The organism is Streptomyces sp. NPDC006368 (genome assembly GCF_040612535.1).
In the GTDB taxonomy this organism is placed as follows: Bacteria; Actinomycetota; Actinomycetes; order Streptomycetales; family Streptomycetaceae; genus Streptomyces.
On the sequence record NZ_JBEXQK010000009.1, the window covers coordinates 92,694 to 106,829 of the forward strand.

The 14,136-nt window shown below is 73.6% G+C and carries 13 protein-coding genes and 1 pseudogene; 6 read left to right on the top strand and 8 right to left on the bottom strand.

Annotated elements, in window-relative coordinates; genetic code table 11:
* Window positions 1–29: 29 nt before the first annotated feature.
* Window positions 30–223: pseudogene (locus ABZZ38_RS10245) on the top strand (SDR family NAD(P)-dependent oxidoreductase); the annotation flags it as partial.
* A gap of 144 nt (window positions 224–367) precedes the next feature.
* Here ABZZ38_RS10245 and alc read toward each other — a convergent pair.
* Both alc and allB read right to left on the bottom strand, forming a co-directional pair.
* Entirely contained in the window at window positions 368–1,486 is a 1,119-nt protein-coding gene (alc, locus tag ABZZ38_RS10250) for an allantoicase (RefSeq protein ID WP_356737760.1), read from the bottom strand.
* Between the two features lie 5 nt (window positions 1,487–1,491).
* Window positions 1,492–2,844, bottom strand: a complete 1,353-nt coding sequence (gene allB, locus ABZZ38_RS10255; protein WP_356737762.1) for an allantoinase AllB — start codon at window positions 2,842–2,844, stop codon at window positions 1,492–1,494.
* Window positions 2,845–3,205: 361 nt separating this feature from the next.
* Here allB and ABZZ38_RS10260 point away from each other — a divergent pair, with 361 nt between their 5' ends.
* Window positions 3,206–4,012 carry an IclR family transcriptional regulator gene (locus ABZZ38_RS10260; protein ID WP_356737764.1) on the top strand — a complete coding sequence of 269 codons (807 nt, stop codon included), beginning with the start codon at window positions 3,206–3,208 and terminating at the stop codon, window positions 4,010–4,012.
* Between the two features lie 105 nt (window positions 4,013–4,117).
* Here the strand turns inward: ABZZ38_RS10260 and ABZZ38_RS10265 are convergent, their stop codons facing one another.
* The 3 genes from ABZZ38_RS10265 to ABZZ38_RS10275 all read right to left on the bottom strand — a co-directional run bounded on the left by ABZZ38_RS10265 (window position 4,118) and on the right by ABZZ38_RS10275 (window position 6,230).
* Window positions 4,118–4,402, bottom strand: coding sequence for a hypothetical protein (locus ABZZ38_RS10265; protein ID WP_356737766.1), 285 nt, complete (start codon window positions 4,400–4,402; stop codon window positions 4,118–4,120).
* Window positions 4,403–4,491: 89 nt separating this feature from the next.
* The gene (locus tag ABZZ38_RS10270; protein ID WP_356737768.1) at window positions 4,492–5,169 is read right to left on the bottom strand and encodes an ABC transporter ATP-binding protein; all 678 of its coding nucleotides are present in this window, start codon (window positions 5,167–5,169) and stop codon (window positions 4,492–4,494) included.
* The gene (locus ABZZ38_RS10275; RefSeq protein WP_356737770.1) at window positions 5,166–6,230 is read right to left on the bottom strand and encodes an ABC transporter permease; all 1,065 of its coding nucleotides are present in this window, start codon (window positions 6,228–6,230) and stop codon (window positions 5,166–5,168) included. Before ABZZ38_RS10275 ends, ABZZ38_RS10270 begins: the two co-directional genes overlap by 4 nt.
* Before the next feature lie 112 nt (window positions 6,231–6,342).
* Here ABZZ38_RS10275 and ABZZ38_RS10280 point away from each other — a divergent pair, with 112 nt between their 5' ends.
* Together ABZZ38_RS10280 and ABZZ38_RS10285 are read left to right on the top strand one after the other, a co-directional pair.
* Window positions 6,343–7,503, top strand: coding sequence for a sensor histidine kinase (locus tag ABZZ38_RS10280; RefSeq protein ID WP_356737772.1), 1,161 nt, complete (start codon window positions 6,343–6,345; stop codon window positions 7,501–7,503).
* Window positions 7,500–8,132: a response regulator transcription factor gene (locus ABZZ38_RS10285; RefSeq protein ID WP_356737774.1), complete on the top strand. Its 633-nt coding sequence runs from the start codon at window positions 7,500–7,502 to the stop codon at window positions 8,130–8,132. Before ABZZ38_RS10280 ends, ABZZ38_RS10285 begins: the two co-directional genes overlap by 4 nt.
* Here the strand turns inward: ABZZ38_RS10285 and ABZZ38_RS10290 are convergent.
* Window positions 8,119–8,439 (bottom strand): DUF5955 family protein, encoded by a 321-nt coding sequence (locus ABZZ38_RS10290; RefSeq protein WP_356737776.1) that lies wholly within the window; start codon window positions 8,437–8,439, stop codon window positions 8,119–8,121. The genes ABZZ38_RS10285 and ABZZ38_RS10290 overlap by 14 nt on opposite strands.
* 129 nt (window positions 8,440–8,568) lie before the next feature.
* Entirely contained in the window at window positions 8,569–10,356 is a 1,788-nt protein-coding gene (locus ABZZ38_RS10295; RefSeq protein WP_356737778.1) for a serine/threonine-protein kinase, read from the bottom strand.
* Between the two features lie 166 nt (window positions 10,357–10,522).
* Between ABZZ38_RS10295 and ABZZ38_RS10300 the strand changes: the two genes are divergently transcribed.
* Together ABZZ38_RS10300 and aceB are read left to right on the top strand one after the other, a co-directional pair.
* Window positions 10,523–11,092: a nucleotidyltransferase family protein gene (locus ABZZ38_RS10300; protein WP_356737923.1), complete on the top strand. Its 570-nt coding sequence runs from the start codon at window positions 10,523–10,525 to the stop codon at window positions 11,090–11,092.
* A gap of 238 nt (window positions 11,093–11,330) precedes the next feature.
* The gene (aceB, locus tag ABZZ38_RS10305) at window positions 11,331–12,953 is read left to right on the top strand and encodes a malate synthase A (protein ID WP_356737780.1); all 1,623 of its coding nucleotides are present in this window, start codon (window positions 11,331–11,333) and stop codon (window positions 12,951–12,953) included.
* 110 nt (window positions 12,954–13,063) lie between these two features.
* Here aceB and ABZZ38_RS10310 read toward each other — a convergent pair whose 3' ends face one another.
* On the bottom strand, window positions 13,064–14,038 hold the full coding sequence (locus ABZZ38_RS10310; protein WP_356737782.1) for a fibronectin type III domain-containing protein: 975 nt from the start codon (window positions 14,036–14,038) through the stop codon (window positions 13,064–13,066).
* Window positions 14,039–14,136: the final 98 nt, after the last annotated feature.

Here is a 14,136-nt window from a genome sequence, read left to right on the forward strand (position 1 = left end):
TGGAGCGCGCACCCACTTCCGAGGAACCCATGAACAGCAGGACAGCCCTGGTCACCGGCGGCAGGCGCGGGAACGGCGCCGCGACCGCGCTGCGGCCGGCCCAGCAGGCGCGGATGCCGCCCTCACGTTCGTGCGGGACGAGGAAGCGGCCCGGGAGGTCGTACGGCAGATCGGGGCGACCGGCGGCCGGGGCCTCGCCCTGCGCGCGGACGCGGCGGACGCGAGGCGGCGTACGTGACGGGCGCGGAGTTCGCGGTGGGCGGGGGTCACGCCGCGTAGGCCGTGCCCACGGAAGAGCGCGAGGGCGCACCGGTGCTGTCGTGCCGGTGCGCCCTCGTATCCAGGCAGGTGTCGTACTGCCCGGGTCCTACTGGCTCAGCTCCTGGTGGCGGACCGTGAGGCGCTTGGCGCCCTCGTCCGTCAGCGAGCCGAACAGCCGCAGGCGGGAGATGCCGCCGTCGGGGTAGATGTCGACGCGGACGTGCGTGCCCACCGCCGGCTCCGGCAGGACGAACCGGTGGTTGGTGTCCGGCTGGAGGCGGGTGCGGGGCAGGATCTCCGTCCAGTCGTCGCCGTCGGCGCCGTCGCGCACCGACAGGGCCGCCCAGCCGGCGCTGTTGCCCTTGAGGTAGGCGGTGTCGATCTCGACCGCGCGGATCTCGGACTGCTCGACGAGCTGGTAGCGGATCCAGTCGTTGCCCTTGTCGCGGCGGCGGCGGGTCTCCCAGCCGTCGTCCATCTTGCGGGAGCGGCCCGGCTGGATCGTGTTGGTCGCCGGCGAGTAGAAGCGGTCGGACGCGTCCTCGACGCGCCCACCGTTCTCCAGCGCGACGACGTCGAAGGTGCCCAGGACGCCGAGCCAGGCGGGGTCCGGGGCGACGTCGCCGTACACCCGCAGGCGGGCGATGCCGCCGTCGGGGTGCTGGTTGACGCGCAGGTGTGTGAAGCGCCTCTCGACGTCGACGGCGAAGCCGTTCGCCGCGTGGCCGCCGATGGCGGTGCGCGGGACGAGGGTCGTCCACTCGACGTCGTCGGCCAGCAGGTCGTCGGGTGACGGGGAGCCCGCGACGGAGGTCGCCTCGACGGAGACGGCCTGCGGGTAGTTGCCGCGGAAGTGGGCGGTGTCGACGACGACGCCGCGGATGACGCCGGGCGCGCCGAGGCGTATCAGCGCCCAGTCGTGGTCGTCGGCCGTGGGGTGCGGTTCGGCGGCGGAGACGCCGCGGCGGCGGCGCGTCTCCCAGCCGTCCATGATCTTGCCCTTGTGCCCGAAGTGCTCGGGGTCGAACTCGGCGGGCTCCGGCTTCAGCATGTTCTCGCGCTCGGCGAAGAACTCGTCGTTGGCCGCGATGACGCCCGCGCCTAGCCGCCGGTCGGCGAGGTCGACCAGGTCGGTGAAGGGGAAGTCGGCGGTGCGGTAGTCGGCGTACGGGTCGCCGCCGCCGTACGGGTTCGCGTCGCCGGTGAAGCTCTCGATGGCGGTCACGGGTGTCACTTGTTCCTTTCGAGGAGCAGGCCGCTCGGCTCGGTGAGCGTGCCGTTGTCCGCGATGCGTACGCCGCGCAGCCAGGTGGACTTCACGACGCCGTGCAGGGTCTTGCCCGCGTACGCCGTGACCCGGTTGCGGTGGTGCAGCTCGGCGGGGTCGACGGTGAAGGTCTCGTCGGGGGCGAGGACCGCGAAGTCCGCGTCGCGCCCGGCCTCGATGGCCCCCTTGCGGTCGAGGCCCGCGAGCCGCGCCGGCGCGGTGGACATCCAGGTGGCGACGTCCTCCAGGGTGCGTCCGCGGCGGCGGGCCTCGGTCCAGATGGCCGGCAGGCCGAGCTGGAGGGAGGAGATGCCGCCCCAGGCGGTGGCGAAGTCGGGGGTCTTGAGGTCGGCGGTGGAGGGCGAGTGGTCGGAGACGATGCAGTCGATCGTGCCTTCGGCCAGGCCTTCCCACAGGGCGTCCTGGTTGCTCGCCTCGCGAATGGGCGGGCAGCACTTGAACTCGGTGGCGCCGTCCGGGATCTCCTCTGCCGTGAGGGTGAGGAAGTGGGGGCAGGTCTCGACGGTGACCTTGACGCCCTCGCGGCGGGCGGCGGCGATCAGCGGCAGCGCGTCGCTGGAGGAGAGGTGCAGCACGTGGACGCGTGCGTCGAGCCGCCGGGCCTGCTCGATGAGGTTCTGGATGGCGGTGTTCTCGGCGTCGCGCGGCCGGGAGGCGAGGAAGTCGGCGTACTTGGCGCCGCCCTTCTGCGGGGCGGAGTCAAGGTGGTGCGGGTCCTCGGCGTGGACGATCATCAGGCCGCCGAAGCCGGCGATCTCGGCGAGGGACGTGGCCAGCTGGTCCTGGTCGAGCTGGGGGAACTCGTCCACGCCGGACGGCGACAGGAAGCACTTGAAGCCGAAGACCCCGGCGTCGTGCAGCGGACGCAGGTCCTTGACGTTGTCGGGCAGCGCGCCGCCCCAGAAGCCGACGTCGATGTGGGCCTTGGAGCGGGCCACCTCCTGCTTGGTGCGGAGGTTGTCGACCGTCGTGGTGGGCGGCAGGGAGTTGAGCGGCATGTCGATGAGGGTGGTGATGCCGCCGGCCGCCGCCGCGCGGGTGGCGGTCCAGAAGCCCTCCCACTCGGTGCGGCCCGGGTCGTTCACATGGACGTGGGTGTCGACGAGGCCGGGCAGGACCACGTGGTCGCCGACGTCCTCCAGCCGGGCGCCGGCGGGCACCTCGGCGTCGTACGGCAGCACCGCCGCGATCCTGCCGCCGGCGACGGCGACCGAGGCGGCGCGCGTCCCCTCGGGGGTGATGACGCGCGTCGAGCGCAGTACCAGATTCACGTCCACGTTCCCGTCGTTCTCCATCCACATCGACCGGCATCCACAAAACTTCAACGAACTGTTGAAGCTGCGAGGGAGTCTTCCCGCAGGATCCGGCTCCGTCAAGACCGGTCCGCCGGTCGTTCCGCCACTGGCTCCACCCGCCGCCCACCGGCCGCCCCACTGGCGCGGGAGCGGCTTGGATGTTTCCATGAAGTGGAAACCTGATTTCGCAATGGTGAACGTAGCTACCCACAGAGGGAGGTCCACCGCACCGCCACGGTGACCGCGAACACCCGGACAAAAGAGGCCCTGACCGGCAAAGACGCCGCACGAGGGCGATGTGCCCGGCCGGATGGCCCGGTAGGCTGCTGACTTGCCCATCCGCCCCGAAAGGACCGTTGACGTGCCGACGTCCAGCGCCAGCACCACCGACGCCGCCAAGCCCGCCCCCGCGACCGGCGGCGTCCAGTCCCTCGAGCGTGCCTTCGACCTTCTGGAGCGGATGGCCGACGCCGGGGGCGAAGTCGGGCTGAGCGAACTCTCCTCCAGCAGCGGACTGCCGCTGCCCACCATCCACCGCCTGATGCGGACGCTCGTCGCCTGCGGTTACGTACGCCAGCAGCCCAACCGGCGCTACGCCCTCGGCCCCCGCCTGATCCGCCTCGGCGAGTCCGCCGCCCGCCTCCTCGGCACCTGGGCCCGCCCGTACCTGGCCCGCCTCGTCGAGGAGACCGGCGAGACCGCGAACATGGCGCTGCTCGACGGCGACGAGATCGTGTACGTGGCCCAGGTGCCCTCCAAGCACTCGATGCGCATGTTCACCGAGGTCGGCCGGCGCGTGCTGCCGCACTCCACGGGCGTGGGCAAGGCGCTGCTCGCGCACACCCCGCCGGAGGAGGTCCGGGCGCTGCTCGCCCGCACCGGCATGCCGGCCGCGACCGAGAAGACGATCACCACGCCGGACGGCTTCCTCGACGCGCTGGAGCAGACCCGGCAGCTCGGATACGCCCTCGACGACAGCGAGCAGGAGATCGGCGTGCGCTGCATCGCGGTCTCCGTGCCCGACTCCCCCACCGCCGCCGCCATCTCCATCTCCGGACCGGCCGGGCGCCTGACGGAGACGAGGACGGAGAAGATCGTCCCGATACTCCAGGAAGTGGCGCGGGACCTGTCGACCGCCCTGGCCAACACGGCGGCGGCGCAGGGCTGAACCCCCGCCGCCGCCCCGGACTCGACTGCGGGCCACGGCTCGGGCGCCGGACGCGACCGCGGCCGCCGGGCCCGGGCCCCGGACTCGGCCCGGAGGTCGCCGGGCTCAGCCGGTGATCATCTCGTCCTCGACGGTGTCGAGAATCATCGTCGAGGGCGTCCCGACGAGCGCCGGAGCGTTCTTGGTGGAGGACCACGCCCTGGTCCGCAGGGCCTCCTCGAACCGCTTCGCCGCGTCGACGTCGAGCACCACGTGCCGCGCGTCACCGAGCGGGCGCTGAATGCGGTAGTGGCGTACCCCTCCCTGCTTGCGGAACTCCCCGAAGCGGTCGAACGCCGCCTTCCAGGTCTCGAAGTCCGTGATCTCGTGCTCGATGTGCAGCGTGGTCATGATGCCTCGGGCGGGGCACGCGCAGCGCCCCCTCCCTTCCATGCCGGGACGCCCCGCCCGCCACGGCGAGCGGGGACGGATACGGGAGTTCAGCCCCGCGCCGGTGGTGACAGGCGGCCGTCCCGGACGGTCACCGTGCGGTCCACGCGGCCCAGGTGAGCACGGTCGTGCGTCACCAGCACCGTGGCCGTGGCCCGCTCCCGGGTCAGGGCGACGAGCAGGTCGAGGACGGCCGCGCCCCGCTCGTGGTCCAGGGCGCTGGTCGGCTCGTCGACCAGCAGCACGGCCGGGTCGTTCATCAGCGCCCGGGCGATGTTCACGCGCTGGCGCTGACCGCCGGACAGCTGGTGCGGGCGCCGCCCCGCCTGCTCGGCGAGGCCCACCGCGTCGAGGAGGGCCATGGCGCGGGCCGCACCCCGGTCTCGGCTGCCCGACAGGTGGGCCATCACCTGGAGCTGCTCGGCGGCCGTGAGCGACGGCAGCAGGTTCGGCTGCTGGAAGACGATCCCGATCCGCTCCCGCCGCAGCGCCGCCTTCCCCGCCCGGTCCAGCCGGCCGGTGTCGGTCCCGTCCACCACCACCCGTCCCCGGTCCGGGGTCACCAGCGTCGCGGCCACCGCGAGCAGGCTGGACTTGCCGGAGCCGGACGGGCCGACGACCGCCGTGAGAGTGCCCGCGGGGACGTCGAGGCAGGCGGAGTCGAGCGCCGTCAGCCGCCCGTCGCCGTCGGGGTACGTCAGGGTCACATCGTCGAGGACAAGGCTCATCGGGCGCTCCCGAGCGCGGCCAGGGGGTCGACGGCGGTGATCCGCCGGATGGACAGGGCGGCGCCGAGCACCCCGAGGGCGATCAGCACGGCGGCCGGAGCCAGCACGGTCGACGGTCGCAGGACGAAGGGCACCCCGGCGCGGCCGACGAGCCCGCCGACGCCCACCGCGAGCCCCGTCCCGAGCAGCGTCCCGGCGCCCAGCATCACCACCGCCTGGCCCAGGGCGTCCTTCAGGAGGTACGGGGTGGAGGCGCCGAGTGCCTTGAGGACGGCCACGTCACCACCGCGCTGAATCGTCCACACGGTGAAGAACGCCCCGATGACCAGTGCGGAGATCGCGAAGAGGAAGCCGCGCATGAGCTGGAGGGAGCCGTTCTCCGCCTGGTAGGACCCTATGGCGGTGAGCGCGTCGTCGACGGTCAGGGTCCGCGTACCGGCGGCCTTGTCGCCCGCCGCCACGTCGGCGCCGGACGTGCGCAGCGCGATGACCGTGGCTCCCCGGTGCCCCAGGGCGCGCCAGTCGTCGAGGGCCGTGAACACCACCGGCGTATGGCTGTACGAGGCGTCACCCGCGACGGCCGCGACCGTGAGGTCCCGGCCTCCGAGCCGGATCCGGTCGCCGACGCCGGCGCCCAGTTCGCGGGCGGCCTGCCCCGACAGGACCGCCCGGCCGGGGCCGAGTCGCGCCGCGTCGGGGGCGAGGGACGCCTCCGGCTCGGTACCGAAGACCGAGACCGCCGCCGTACGGCTACCGGCGCTCGCGTTCACCGTGCTGATGCCGACGGGCGCGGCGGCCGTGACCCCCGGCCGGCGTGCCCAGGTCCGCCACGCGCTCTCCTCCACGGTCGAGTCGGTGAACGACGCGGACCGGCCGGCGGGCGGGGCGGCGAAGGCGAGCCGGTCGGCGGGCAGGCCGGTGATCGCCGAGACGTTCTCCCGTGCGAGCCCGGCCGTCAGCCCGGACAACAGGCCCACCAGCAGGGTGATCAGGACGATCACCGTGCCCATCAACACGAACCGCCCTCTGGCGAAGCGCAGGTCTCTCCATGCCACGAACATGTCGACCAGGCTGGCCCGGAGACCGCTGCCGGGGCATCGCGCCGTGGATGGGGTCGTCATCGAACTTTCGGTTGAGGGCGGGCGCGTCCCGCGCGCCTACGCTGGACGGGCCATGGATTCTCGCTCGCTCACCCCTGCCCCGCGCGTGCCGCGCGTCCTCCTGCATCTGCTGATGGGCGGCCTGCCGGCGCTCGCCGCGCTGCGGGCCCGGGACCCTTCCGTCGTGGCGGTGGCCGTGGCGATGGGCGCGGTGTACGCGGCGGGCCCAGTCCTGCGGGGCGTACGTGGTTCCGCCCGTGGCGCCGCCCTGTGGCTGGGCGGGCTGTGCGCGGCGTGGCTGGTGCTGCTGGCCCTGACGCCGGACGGGCTGTGGGCGGCGTTCCCGCTGTACTTCCTCCAGCTGCATCTGCTGCCGGTGCGGTGGTCGCTGCCGGCGGTCGCCGCCACGGCGGGCGCGGCGATCCTGTCGTACGTCGGCCATGGCGCGCCGCTCAACCCGGGGGTCTTCATCGGGCCGTTGCTGGGCGCGGCCGTCGCCGTGGCGACCGTCCTGGGCTATCAGGCGCTGTACCGGGAGAGCGAGCGGCGCCGGCGGCTGATCGAGGAGTTGATCGCGACCCGGGCCGAGCTGGCCCTCGCCGAGCGGCACGCGGGCACGCTGGCCGAGCGGGAGCGGCTGGCCCGCGAGATCCACGACACGCTCGCGCAGGGCCTGTCGTCGATCCAGCTGCTGCTGCGGGCCGCCGGGCGCCTCCTGCCGGACGGCTCCCCGTCCGCCGGGCACATCGAGCGGGCGCGGCAGGCGGCCCAGGACAACCTGGCGGAGGCGCGGCGGTTCGTACGGGCGCTGGCGCCGCCCGGCCTGGAGCACGGCTCGCTGGTGGCGGCGCTGGAGCGGCTGTGCGAGGCGGGGCCCGGCCCGCGGGTGCGGTGTTCGGTCAGCGGGACGCCGGTGGCCCTGCCGACGCCGTACGAGGTGGCGCTGTTGCGGATCGCCCAGTCGGCGCTGGCGAACACGGTGCGGCACGCGGGCGCGGAGCGCGCCGAGATCACGCTGACCTTCATGGACGACTCGGTGATCCTGGACTTCGTGGACGACGGCCAGGGCTTCGACCCGCTCTTCCGGAGTCCGTCGGAGGGTGGCGGTTTCGGGCTTCTGGCGATGCGGTCGCGGACGGAGTCGCTCGGCGGGACGTTCACCGTGGAGTCGTCGCCCGGCCAGGGCACCGCCGTCGCCGTCACCCTTCCGCTGCCTGCAGGAGTACGCGTATGACCGTCCGTCTGCTGCTCGCCGACGACCATCCCGTCGTCCGGGCGGGGCTGCGCGCCGTCCTCGCCACCGAACCGGACTTCGAGGTGGTCGCCGAGGCCGCCACGGCCGAGCGGGCCGTCGAGCTGGCGGCGGACGGAGGTGTGGACGTCGTGCTGATGGACCTGCAGTTCGGCACCGGGATGCACGGCGCCGAGGCCACCGCGGCGATCACGGCCCGGCACGGCACCGGCGGCCCGCGGGTGCTGGTCCTGACGACGTACGACGCGGACGCCGACATCCTGGCGGCCGTCGAGGCGGGGGCGAGCGGCTATCTGCTCAAGGACGCGCCGCCGGAGGAGCTGGCGGCGGCCGTCCGCACGGCGGCGGCCGGCCGGTCCGCGCTCGCCCCGGCCGTCGCGCACCGCCTGATGGACCGGATGCGGACGCCGGCACAGGCGCTGACGAAGCGGGAGCTGGAGGTGTTGCGGCTGGTCGGTGAGGGCCTGTCCAACCAGCAGATCAGCAAGCGGCTCTTCCTGAGCCAGGCGACGGTGAAGTCGCACCTGGTGCACGTGTTCGCGAAGCTGGGTGTGGACTCCCGCACGGCGGCGGTCGCGGTGGCGACGGCCCGCCGCCTCATCCGTCGCTGAGCCCGGACGGGTCGCCGAACAGCTCGACCGCTTCGCGGACGCCGGTGAGCGCCGCGCCGAGCGCGCTCACCGAGCCGATCGCCCCGGCGACGAGCAGCAGCGAGCGGCGCAGCCGGCGCACCTCGGGCATGCCGCCCCGCGCCATCGCGGCGAGCGCGGCCAGCTCCTCCTCGGCGATGCCCCGGTCCAGGAAGTCGGCGGGGTAGGCCGCCAGTTCGCGGCGGAGCCGGGCCACCGCGGCGCTCAGCTCCGTGACTCGCGGGTCCTGTCCGGTGCCGGTCACACGTGCCTGCCCCACGCTTCGCACCGCGGTGCCCCCCTCGTGCGCACGCCGTCGTGCCGTCTCGCAGCCCACCGCGGCGTTGGTCCATGCCAGGGGGGCTGCGGCCAGGTTAACGGCCCGCGCACCGGCGGTCGCCACACGGGGGGAGGCACCTCAGCTCATCTGTTCGACGTCCAGCGCGCCGTGCCAGACCGTCAGGTCCAGGGTGATGTAGTTGCTCGGGTCGGACTCGGGCGGGAAGCCCTGGACGGTGAGCAGGGCCACGTCTCCGGCGCCCGTCTGCAGGCAGAGCCGGGATCCCTTGGAGAGTTTGCTCTTCGAGATGTAGGTCGTGAACCGTGTCTCGGTCGTGCACGTCCGCAGGGTCGACTCCTGGCCGTCGCGCAGCAGGACGAGCCGGCCTCCGTTGGCGGAGGAGAGGCCGGCGCCGTATACGAGGTCGTGGCCGGTGCTGTCGTCCTTGGGCTTCACCGGATCGTCGGCGAGGGCGAGTTCGTAGCCGTACGGCAGGTCGATCGCCTTGTGGTCGACCGGCTCGGGCGCCTTGGGTCTGCTCGCCTCGGGGCTCCCGCGGTCCGCCGGGGAGCCGGTGCCGCCGCCCGTCGCCGTGTCGCCCGCCGCCGCGCCACCCCGGCCGGCCGGGGTCTGCCGGGCCTGACCGTCCTTGGTGCCGCCCTCGTCCGCGAGCACGACGTACGCGGTGGCGCCGCCGAGGACGGTGAACGCGAGCGCGGCGGCGACGGCGGTGAGGACCGTCCGGGCCGGGGACTTCGGCTTGGGGGCGGACACGGGGCGCGGGCCGTACGGGGCGGCCGGGTGGACGTACGGGTGGGGCGGCGGGGTGTGGGCGGGGCCGGGCTGGAAGGCCTGGGCCCGGACGGGCCCGCCGGGCGGGGCGGCGGGAGTGCGCGCCGGCGGCGGGCCGAAGCCCCGCGGCGGGGCGGACGGGGTCGCGTGTGCCGTCGGCGGGTGCGCCGGGGTGGCCGGTGGGGTGGCGGGCGGCGGCGGGGTGGTGACCGCGGCGGGTGCGGGGGCGGCCGTGCGGGTGGTGATGTCCGCGGCGACCGCGCCGGGCAGCCACCCCTCGGGGCGGCGCAGCACCGTCTCCCCGCTCGCGGCCTGGCACAGCGCGAGGATCCCGGCCAGGGTGGGGCGGGCGTCCGGGTCCTTCGTCAGGCAGCGGGTCACCAGCTCGCGCAGCCGTTCGGGGAGCCCGGTCAGGTCGGGCTGCTCGTGCACGATGCGGTACAGCACGCCGTGGGAGGTGCCCTCCCCGAAGGCGGGGTTGCCCATCGCGGCGTACGCGGCGACCTGGCCGAGCGCGAAGATGTCGGTGGCCGCGGTGACCTTGCGGCCGGCCGCCTGTTCCGGCGACATGAAGGACGGGGTGCCGATGGTGACCCCGCTGCCGGTGAGCGACGTGGCGTCGGCGGCGCGGGCGATGCCGAAGTCGATGACGCGCGGCCCGTCCGCGGCGAGCAGGACGTTCGCGGGCTTGAGGTCGCGGTGGACGATGCCGGCGGCGTGGATGACCTGGAGGGCCTCGGCGATCCCGGCGACCAGCAGCAGGACGGTGTCGACGGGGAGCGGCCCGTGGGTCCGTACGGCGTCGGCCAGTGAGGGGCCGGGCACGTACGCGGTGGCGAGCCAGGGCCGGCGGGCGTCGGTGTCGGCGTCGATGACGGGGGCGGTGCAGAGGCCCTGGACGCGCTGGGCGGACTGCACCTCCTGCGCGAAGCGGCGCCGGAACTCGGCGTCCTCGGCGAAGTCGGGCCGGATCACCTTGATGGCGACGGGCCGGCCGCCCGGCGTGTACGACAGGTACACCTTGCCCATGCCGCCGGCGCCGAGCCGGGCGGCCAGCCGGTAGCCGGCCACGGACCGCGGATCATCCTCCTCAAGCGGCTGGAAGACCGTTCCCCCGCGCGGACCACCACTCATCAACCCAGGTCTCCTGAACAGGATTTGCACTGCACACGTCAAACACTCGAAAGCCGCACCCTATCCAAGGCGCGCCATGAGGTATGCACTCCCCATGGATGCGACGACGCGTACGACGCCGGAAGACACGCGGGAGAACACGCCCGAGGAGCCGTTCATCGCCGGCCTGCTGCTCGCGGCGGGTGGCGGGCGCAGGCTCGGTGGCCGCCCGAAGGCGCTGCTGGAGCACCGTGGCCGGCCTCTGGTGGAGCACGCGGTGCGGGTGCTGCGCGAGGGCGGGTGCGCGGTGGTGCACGTGGTGCTGGGCGCCGCCGCCGACGCCGTACGGGAGCGGGCGTCGCTGCCCGGCTGTGTGCTGGTCGACAACCCCGGCTGGGCGGAGGGCATGGGCTCGTCACTGCGCGCCGGACTGGCCTCGCTGGCCGGGTCGGGTGCCGACGCGGCGCTGGTGGCGCTGGTGGACCAGCCGGGGATCGGCGCGGAGGCGGTGGCCCGGGTGGTGGGGGCGTACCGCTCGCGGGACGCGCTGGTGGCGGCGGCGTACCACGGGGAGCGGGGGCATCCGGTGCTGCTGGGGGCGGACCGGTGGGCGGACGTCGCGGCGAGTGCCGAGGGCGACCGGGGGGCACGCGCGTATCTGAGGGCGCACGAGCCGGAGATCACTCTGGTGGCGTGCGAGGACGTGGCGCGGCCGTACGACATCGACACGGCGGCGGATCTCGCGCACCTGGAGTGAGCGCGCCTGTACCGGGTGGCACCCCGAGCCAGGTTGTGTCGACTCGGAGAATCTCGACATCAACAGACCATTGAACTTCCACTATGAGGAAACTAGTATCCACTGATCAGAAGCACCCGATCGTCAGAAGGCGCCCGTGACCGTATCTCGGCTCCCGCGGCACTCAGTGCCGCGCGCGTATGCCCGGCGGCCGCTCCACGGCGCCGCGCCAAGCCCCCGCCGAAGGAAGTGACCGCTCATGTCCGCACCAGCGCCGTCTCCGCTGGCCATCGTCGAAGCCGAGCCCCTGCCCCGACAGGACGAGGTCCTGACCGATGCGGCCCTGGCCTTCGTGGCCGAGTTGCACCGGCGCTTCACGCCCCGGCGTGACGAGCTCCTCGCCCGCCGCGCCGAGCGCCGCGCCGAGATCGCCCGCACCAGCACCCTGGACTTCCTCCCGGAGACCGCACAGCTCCGGGAGGACGACAGCTGGAAGGTCGCGCCGGCCCCGGCCGCGCTCAACGACCGACGCGTCGAGATCACCGGCCCGACCGACCGCAAGATGACCATCAACGCCCTCAACTCGGGCGCCAAGGTCTGGCTCGCCGACTTCGAGGACGCGTCCGCCCCCACCTGGGAGAACGTGATCCTCGGCCAGCTCAACCTGATCGACGCCTACGAGCGGAGGATCGACTTCACCGACCCCGGGACGGGCAAGTCGTACGCCCTCAAGCCCGCCGAGGAGCTCGCGACGGTCGTCATGCGCCCGCGCGGCTGGCACCTGGAGGAGCGCCACCTGCGGTTCGACGGCCGCCCGGTCCCGGGCGCGCTGGTCGACTTCGGCCTGTACTTCTTCCACAACGCCCAGCGGCTGCTGGACCTCGGCAAGGGACCGTACTTCTACCTGCCGAAGACGGAGTCGCACCTGGAGGCCCGCCTCTGGAACGACATCTTCGTCTTCGCCCAGGACTACGTCGGCATCCCGCAGGGCACCGTCCGCGCGACCGTCCTGATCGAGACGATCACGGCGGCGTACGAGATGGAGGAGATCCTCTACGAGCTGCGCGACCACGCCTCGGGCCTGAACGCCGGCCGCTGGGACTACCTCTTCTCCATCGTCAAGAACTTCCGTGACGGCGGGCAGAAGTTCGTCCTCCCGGACCGCAACGCGGTGACGATGACGGCCCCGTTCATGCGCGCGTACACCGAACTGCTGGTGCGGACCTGCCACAAGCGCGGCGCGCACGCCATCGGCGGCATGGCGGCGTTCATCCCGTCCCGCAAGGACCCCGAGGTCAACAAGGTGGCCTTCGAGAAGGTCAAGGCGGACAAGGACCGCGAGGCGAACGACGGCTTCGACGGCTCCTGGGTCGCCCACCCCGACCTGGTCCCGATCGCCATGGCCTCCTTCGACGCGGTGCTGGGCGACAAGCCCAACCAGAAGGACCGGCTGCGCGAGGACGTCTCGGTGGCGCCCGGCGACCTCATCGCCATCGACTCGCTCGACGCGCAGCCGACGTACGAGGGCCTGCGCAACGCCGTCCAGGTGGGCATCCGTTACATCGAGGCATGGCTGCGCGGCCTGGGCGCCGTCGCCATCTTCAACCTGATGGAGGACGCGGCGACCGCCGAGATCTCCCGCTCGCAGATCTGGCAGTGGATCAACGCCGGTGTCGTCTTCGAGAACGGTGAGACGGCGACGCCCGAACTGGCGCGCGAGGTCGCGGCCGAGGAACTGGCCGCGATCCGTGAGGAGATCGGCGAGGAGGCCTTCACCTCCGGCCGCTGGCAGCAGGCGCACGACCTGCTGCTGAAGGTCTCGCTCGACGAGGACTACGCGGACTTCCTCACGCTCCCCGCGTACGAGCAGCTCGTCGGCTGACGTCCGCCCTCCTCCGCCCTCCCTCGGCCCTTCGCGGCCCTTCGCGGCACGGCTCCGCCCCCTGGCAATCGCACAGCGCCAGGGGGCGGAGGCGTCGGCGGGCGGAGGCCTCAGCGCGCGGCGACCACGACGGTGCGCTGGGCGGAGAAGTCGCCCCACGTGCCGTCCGGGAGCTTCGCGCGGAGCTTGACGCTGTAGCGGGTGCCGGGCCTGTCGGTGACGGTGAAGGTGTACGCCGCTGTGCCGGCGGGCGGCTCGGCGCCCCAGACGATCGTCGTGGCGAACTTCCCGTTCAGATACAGCTGGTGCTCCCTGACCGGCCCGCCACCGGTCCGCGGCGGGGTCCAGGTCAGCGTGACGCGGCCCTTGCCCGCGGTGGCCTTCAGGTCCGTGGGGGCGGTGACGGGGCCGGCGCCGGGCGCGGGAGCGGTGGTGAGGTCGACGGCGTTGCTGTCGGGCGAGGAGTTCTCTGCGGCGTCGCGGGCGCGGACCGTGAAGGTGTAGACGGTGCCGGGGCGCAGCCCGGTGAGGCGGGCGGTGGTCTGTGTGCCGCTGACGCTGTGGACGCGTGAGTCCTCCTGGTAGACGTCGTACGCCGTGACCCCCTGGTCGTCCGTGGCCCGCCCCCAGGTGAGCGTGGCGGCCCGGCCGCCGTCGGCGCGGGCGCGCAGGGCCGTCGGCCGGGAGGGCGCCGTGCGGTCGTCCGGGGTCGGGGCCGGGGTGGTGACGGGGGCGGTGGCGCTCGGCGCGGAGAGGTTCCCCGCGGCGTCGCGGGCGCGGACGGTGAAGCGGTACGCCGTCGAGGGGGTGAGCCGGTCGATGTCGACCATGGTCCTGCCGCCGGGAAGGCTCTTGACCCTCGCGCCGCTCTCGAAGACGTCGTAGGCGGTGACCGCCCTGTCGTCGGTGGCGGGCTGCCACATCACATGGACGGAGGTGGCGCTGCCCGCCTGCGCCGTCACGCCGGTGGGCGGCGAAGGACGGTGGGTGTCCTTGTCGTCGGCGGCGGCCGTGCACCCGCCGAGCAGGAGCACGGCCGCGCAGACCGCGGCGGCGGCGAGGGTGGGGGGACGTCGCACGGTCATGCCTCCAGGTCCGGGACTTTGGTCCAGACCTATATGGCACACCTGGGCCGGGGCATTCAAGACCCCCGTCCTCCCCGCTCCCCCGCCGTCACCCGGGC

Excerpts from the sequence above, each read along its gene's own strand:
- allB (WP_356737762.1), bottom strand. The coding sequence starts at position 2,844 with ATGGAGAACGACGGGAACGTGGACGTGAATCTGGTACTGCGCTCGACG.
- ABZZ38_RS10265 (WP_356737766.1), bottom strand. The coding sequence starts at position 4,402 with ATGACCACGCTGCACATCGAGCACGAGATCACGGACTTCGAGACCTGG.
- ABZZ38_RS10270 (WP_356737768.1), bottom strand. The coding sequence starts at position 5,169 with ATGAGCCTTGTCCTCGACGATGTGACCCTGACGTACCCCGACGGCGAC.
- ABZZ38_RS10275 (WP_356737770.1), bottom strand. The coding sequence starts at position 6,230 with ATGTTCGTGGCATGGAGAGACCTGCGCTTCGCCAGAGGGCGGTTCGTG.
- ABZZ38_RS10280 (WP_356737772.1), top strand. The coding sequence starts at position 6,343 with ATGGATTCTCGCTCGCTCACCCCTGCCCCGCGCGTGCCGCGCGTCCTC.
- ABZZ38_RS10285 (WP_356737774.1), top strand. The coding sequence starts at position 7,500 with ATGACCGTCCGTCTGCTGCTCGCCGACGACCATCCCGTCGTCCGGGCG.
- ABZZ38_RS10295 (WP_356737778.1), bottom strand. The coding sequence starts at position 10,356 with ATGAGTGGTGGTCCGCGCGGGGGAACGGTCTTCCAGCCGCTTGAGGAG.
- aceB (WP_356737780.1), top strand. The coding sequence starts at position 11,331 with ATGTCCGCACCAGCGCCGTCTCCGCTGGCCATCGTCGAAGCCGAGCCC.
- ABZZ38_RS10310 (WP_356737782.1), bottom strand. The coding sequence starts at position 14,038 with ATGACCGTGCGACGTCCCCCCACCCTCGCCGCCGCCGCGGTCTGCGCG.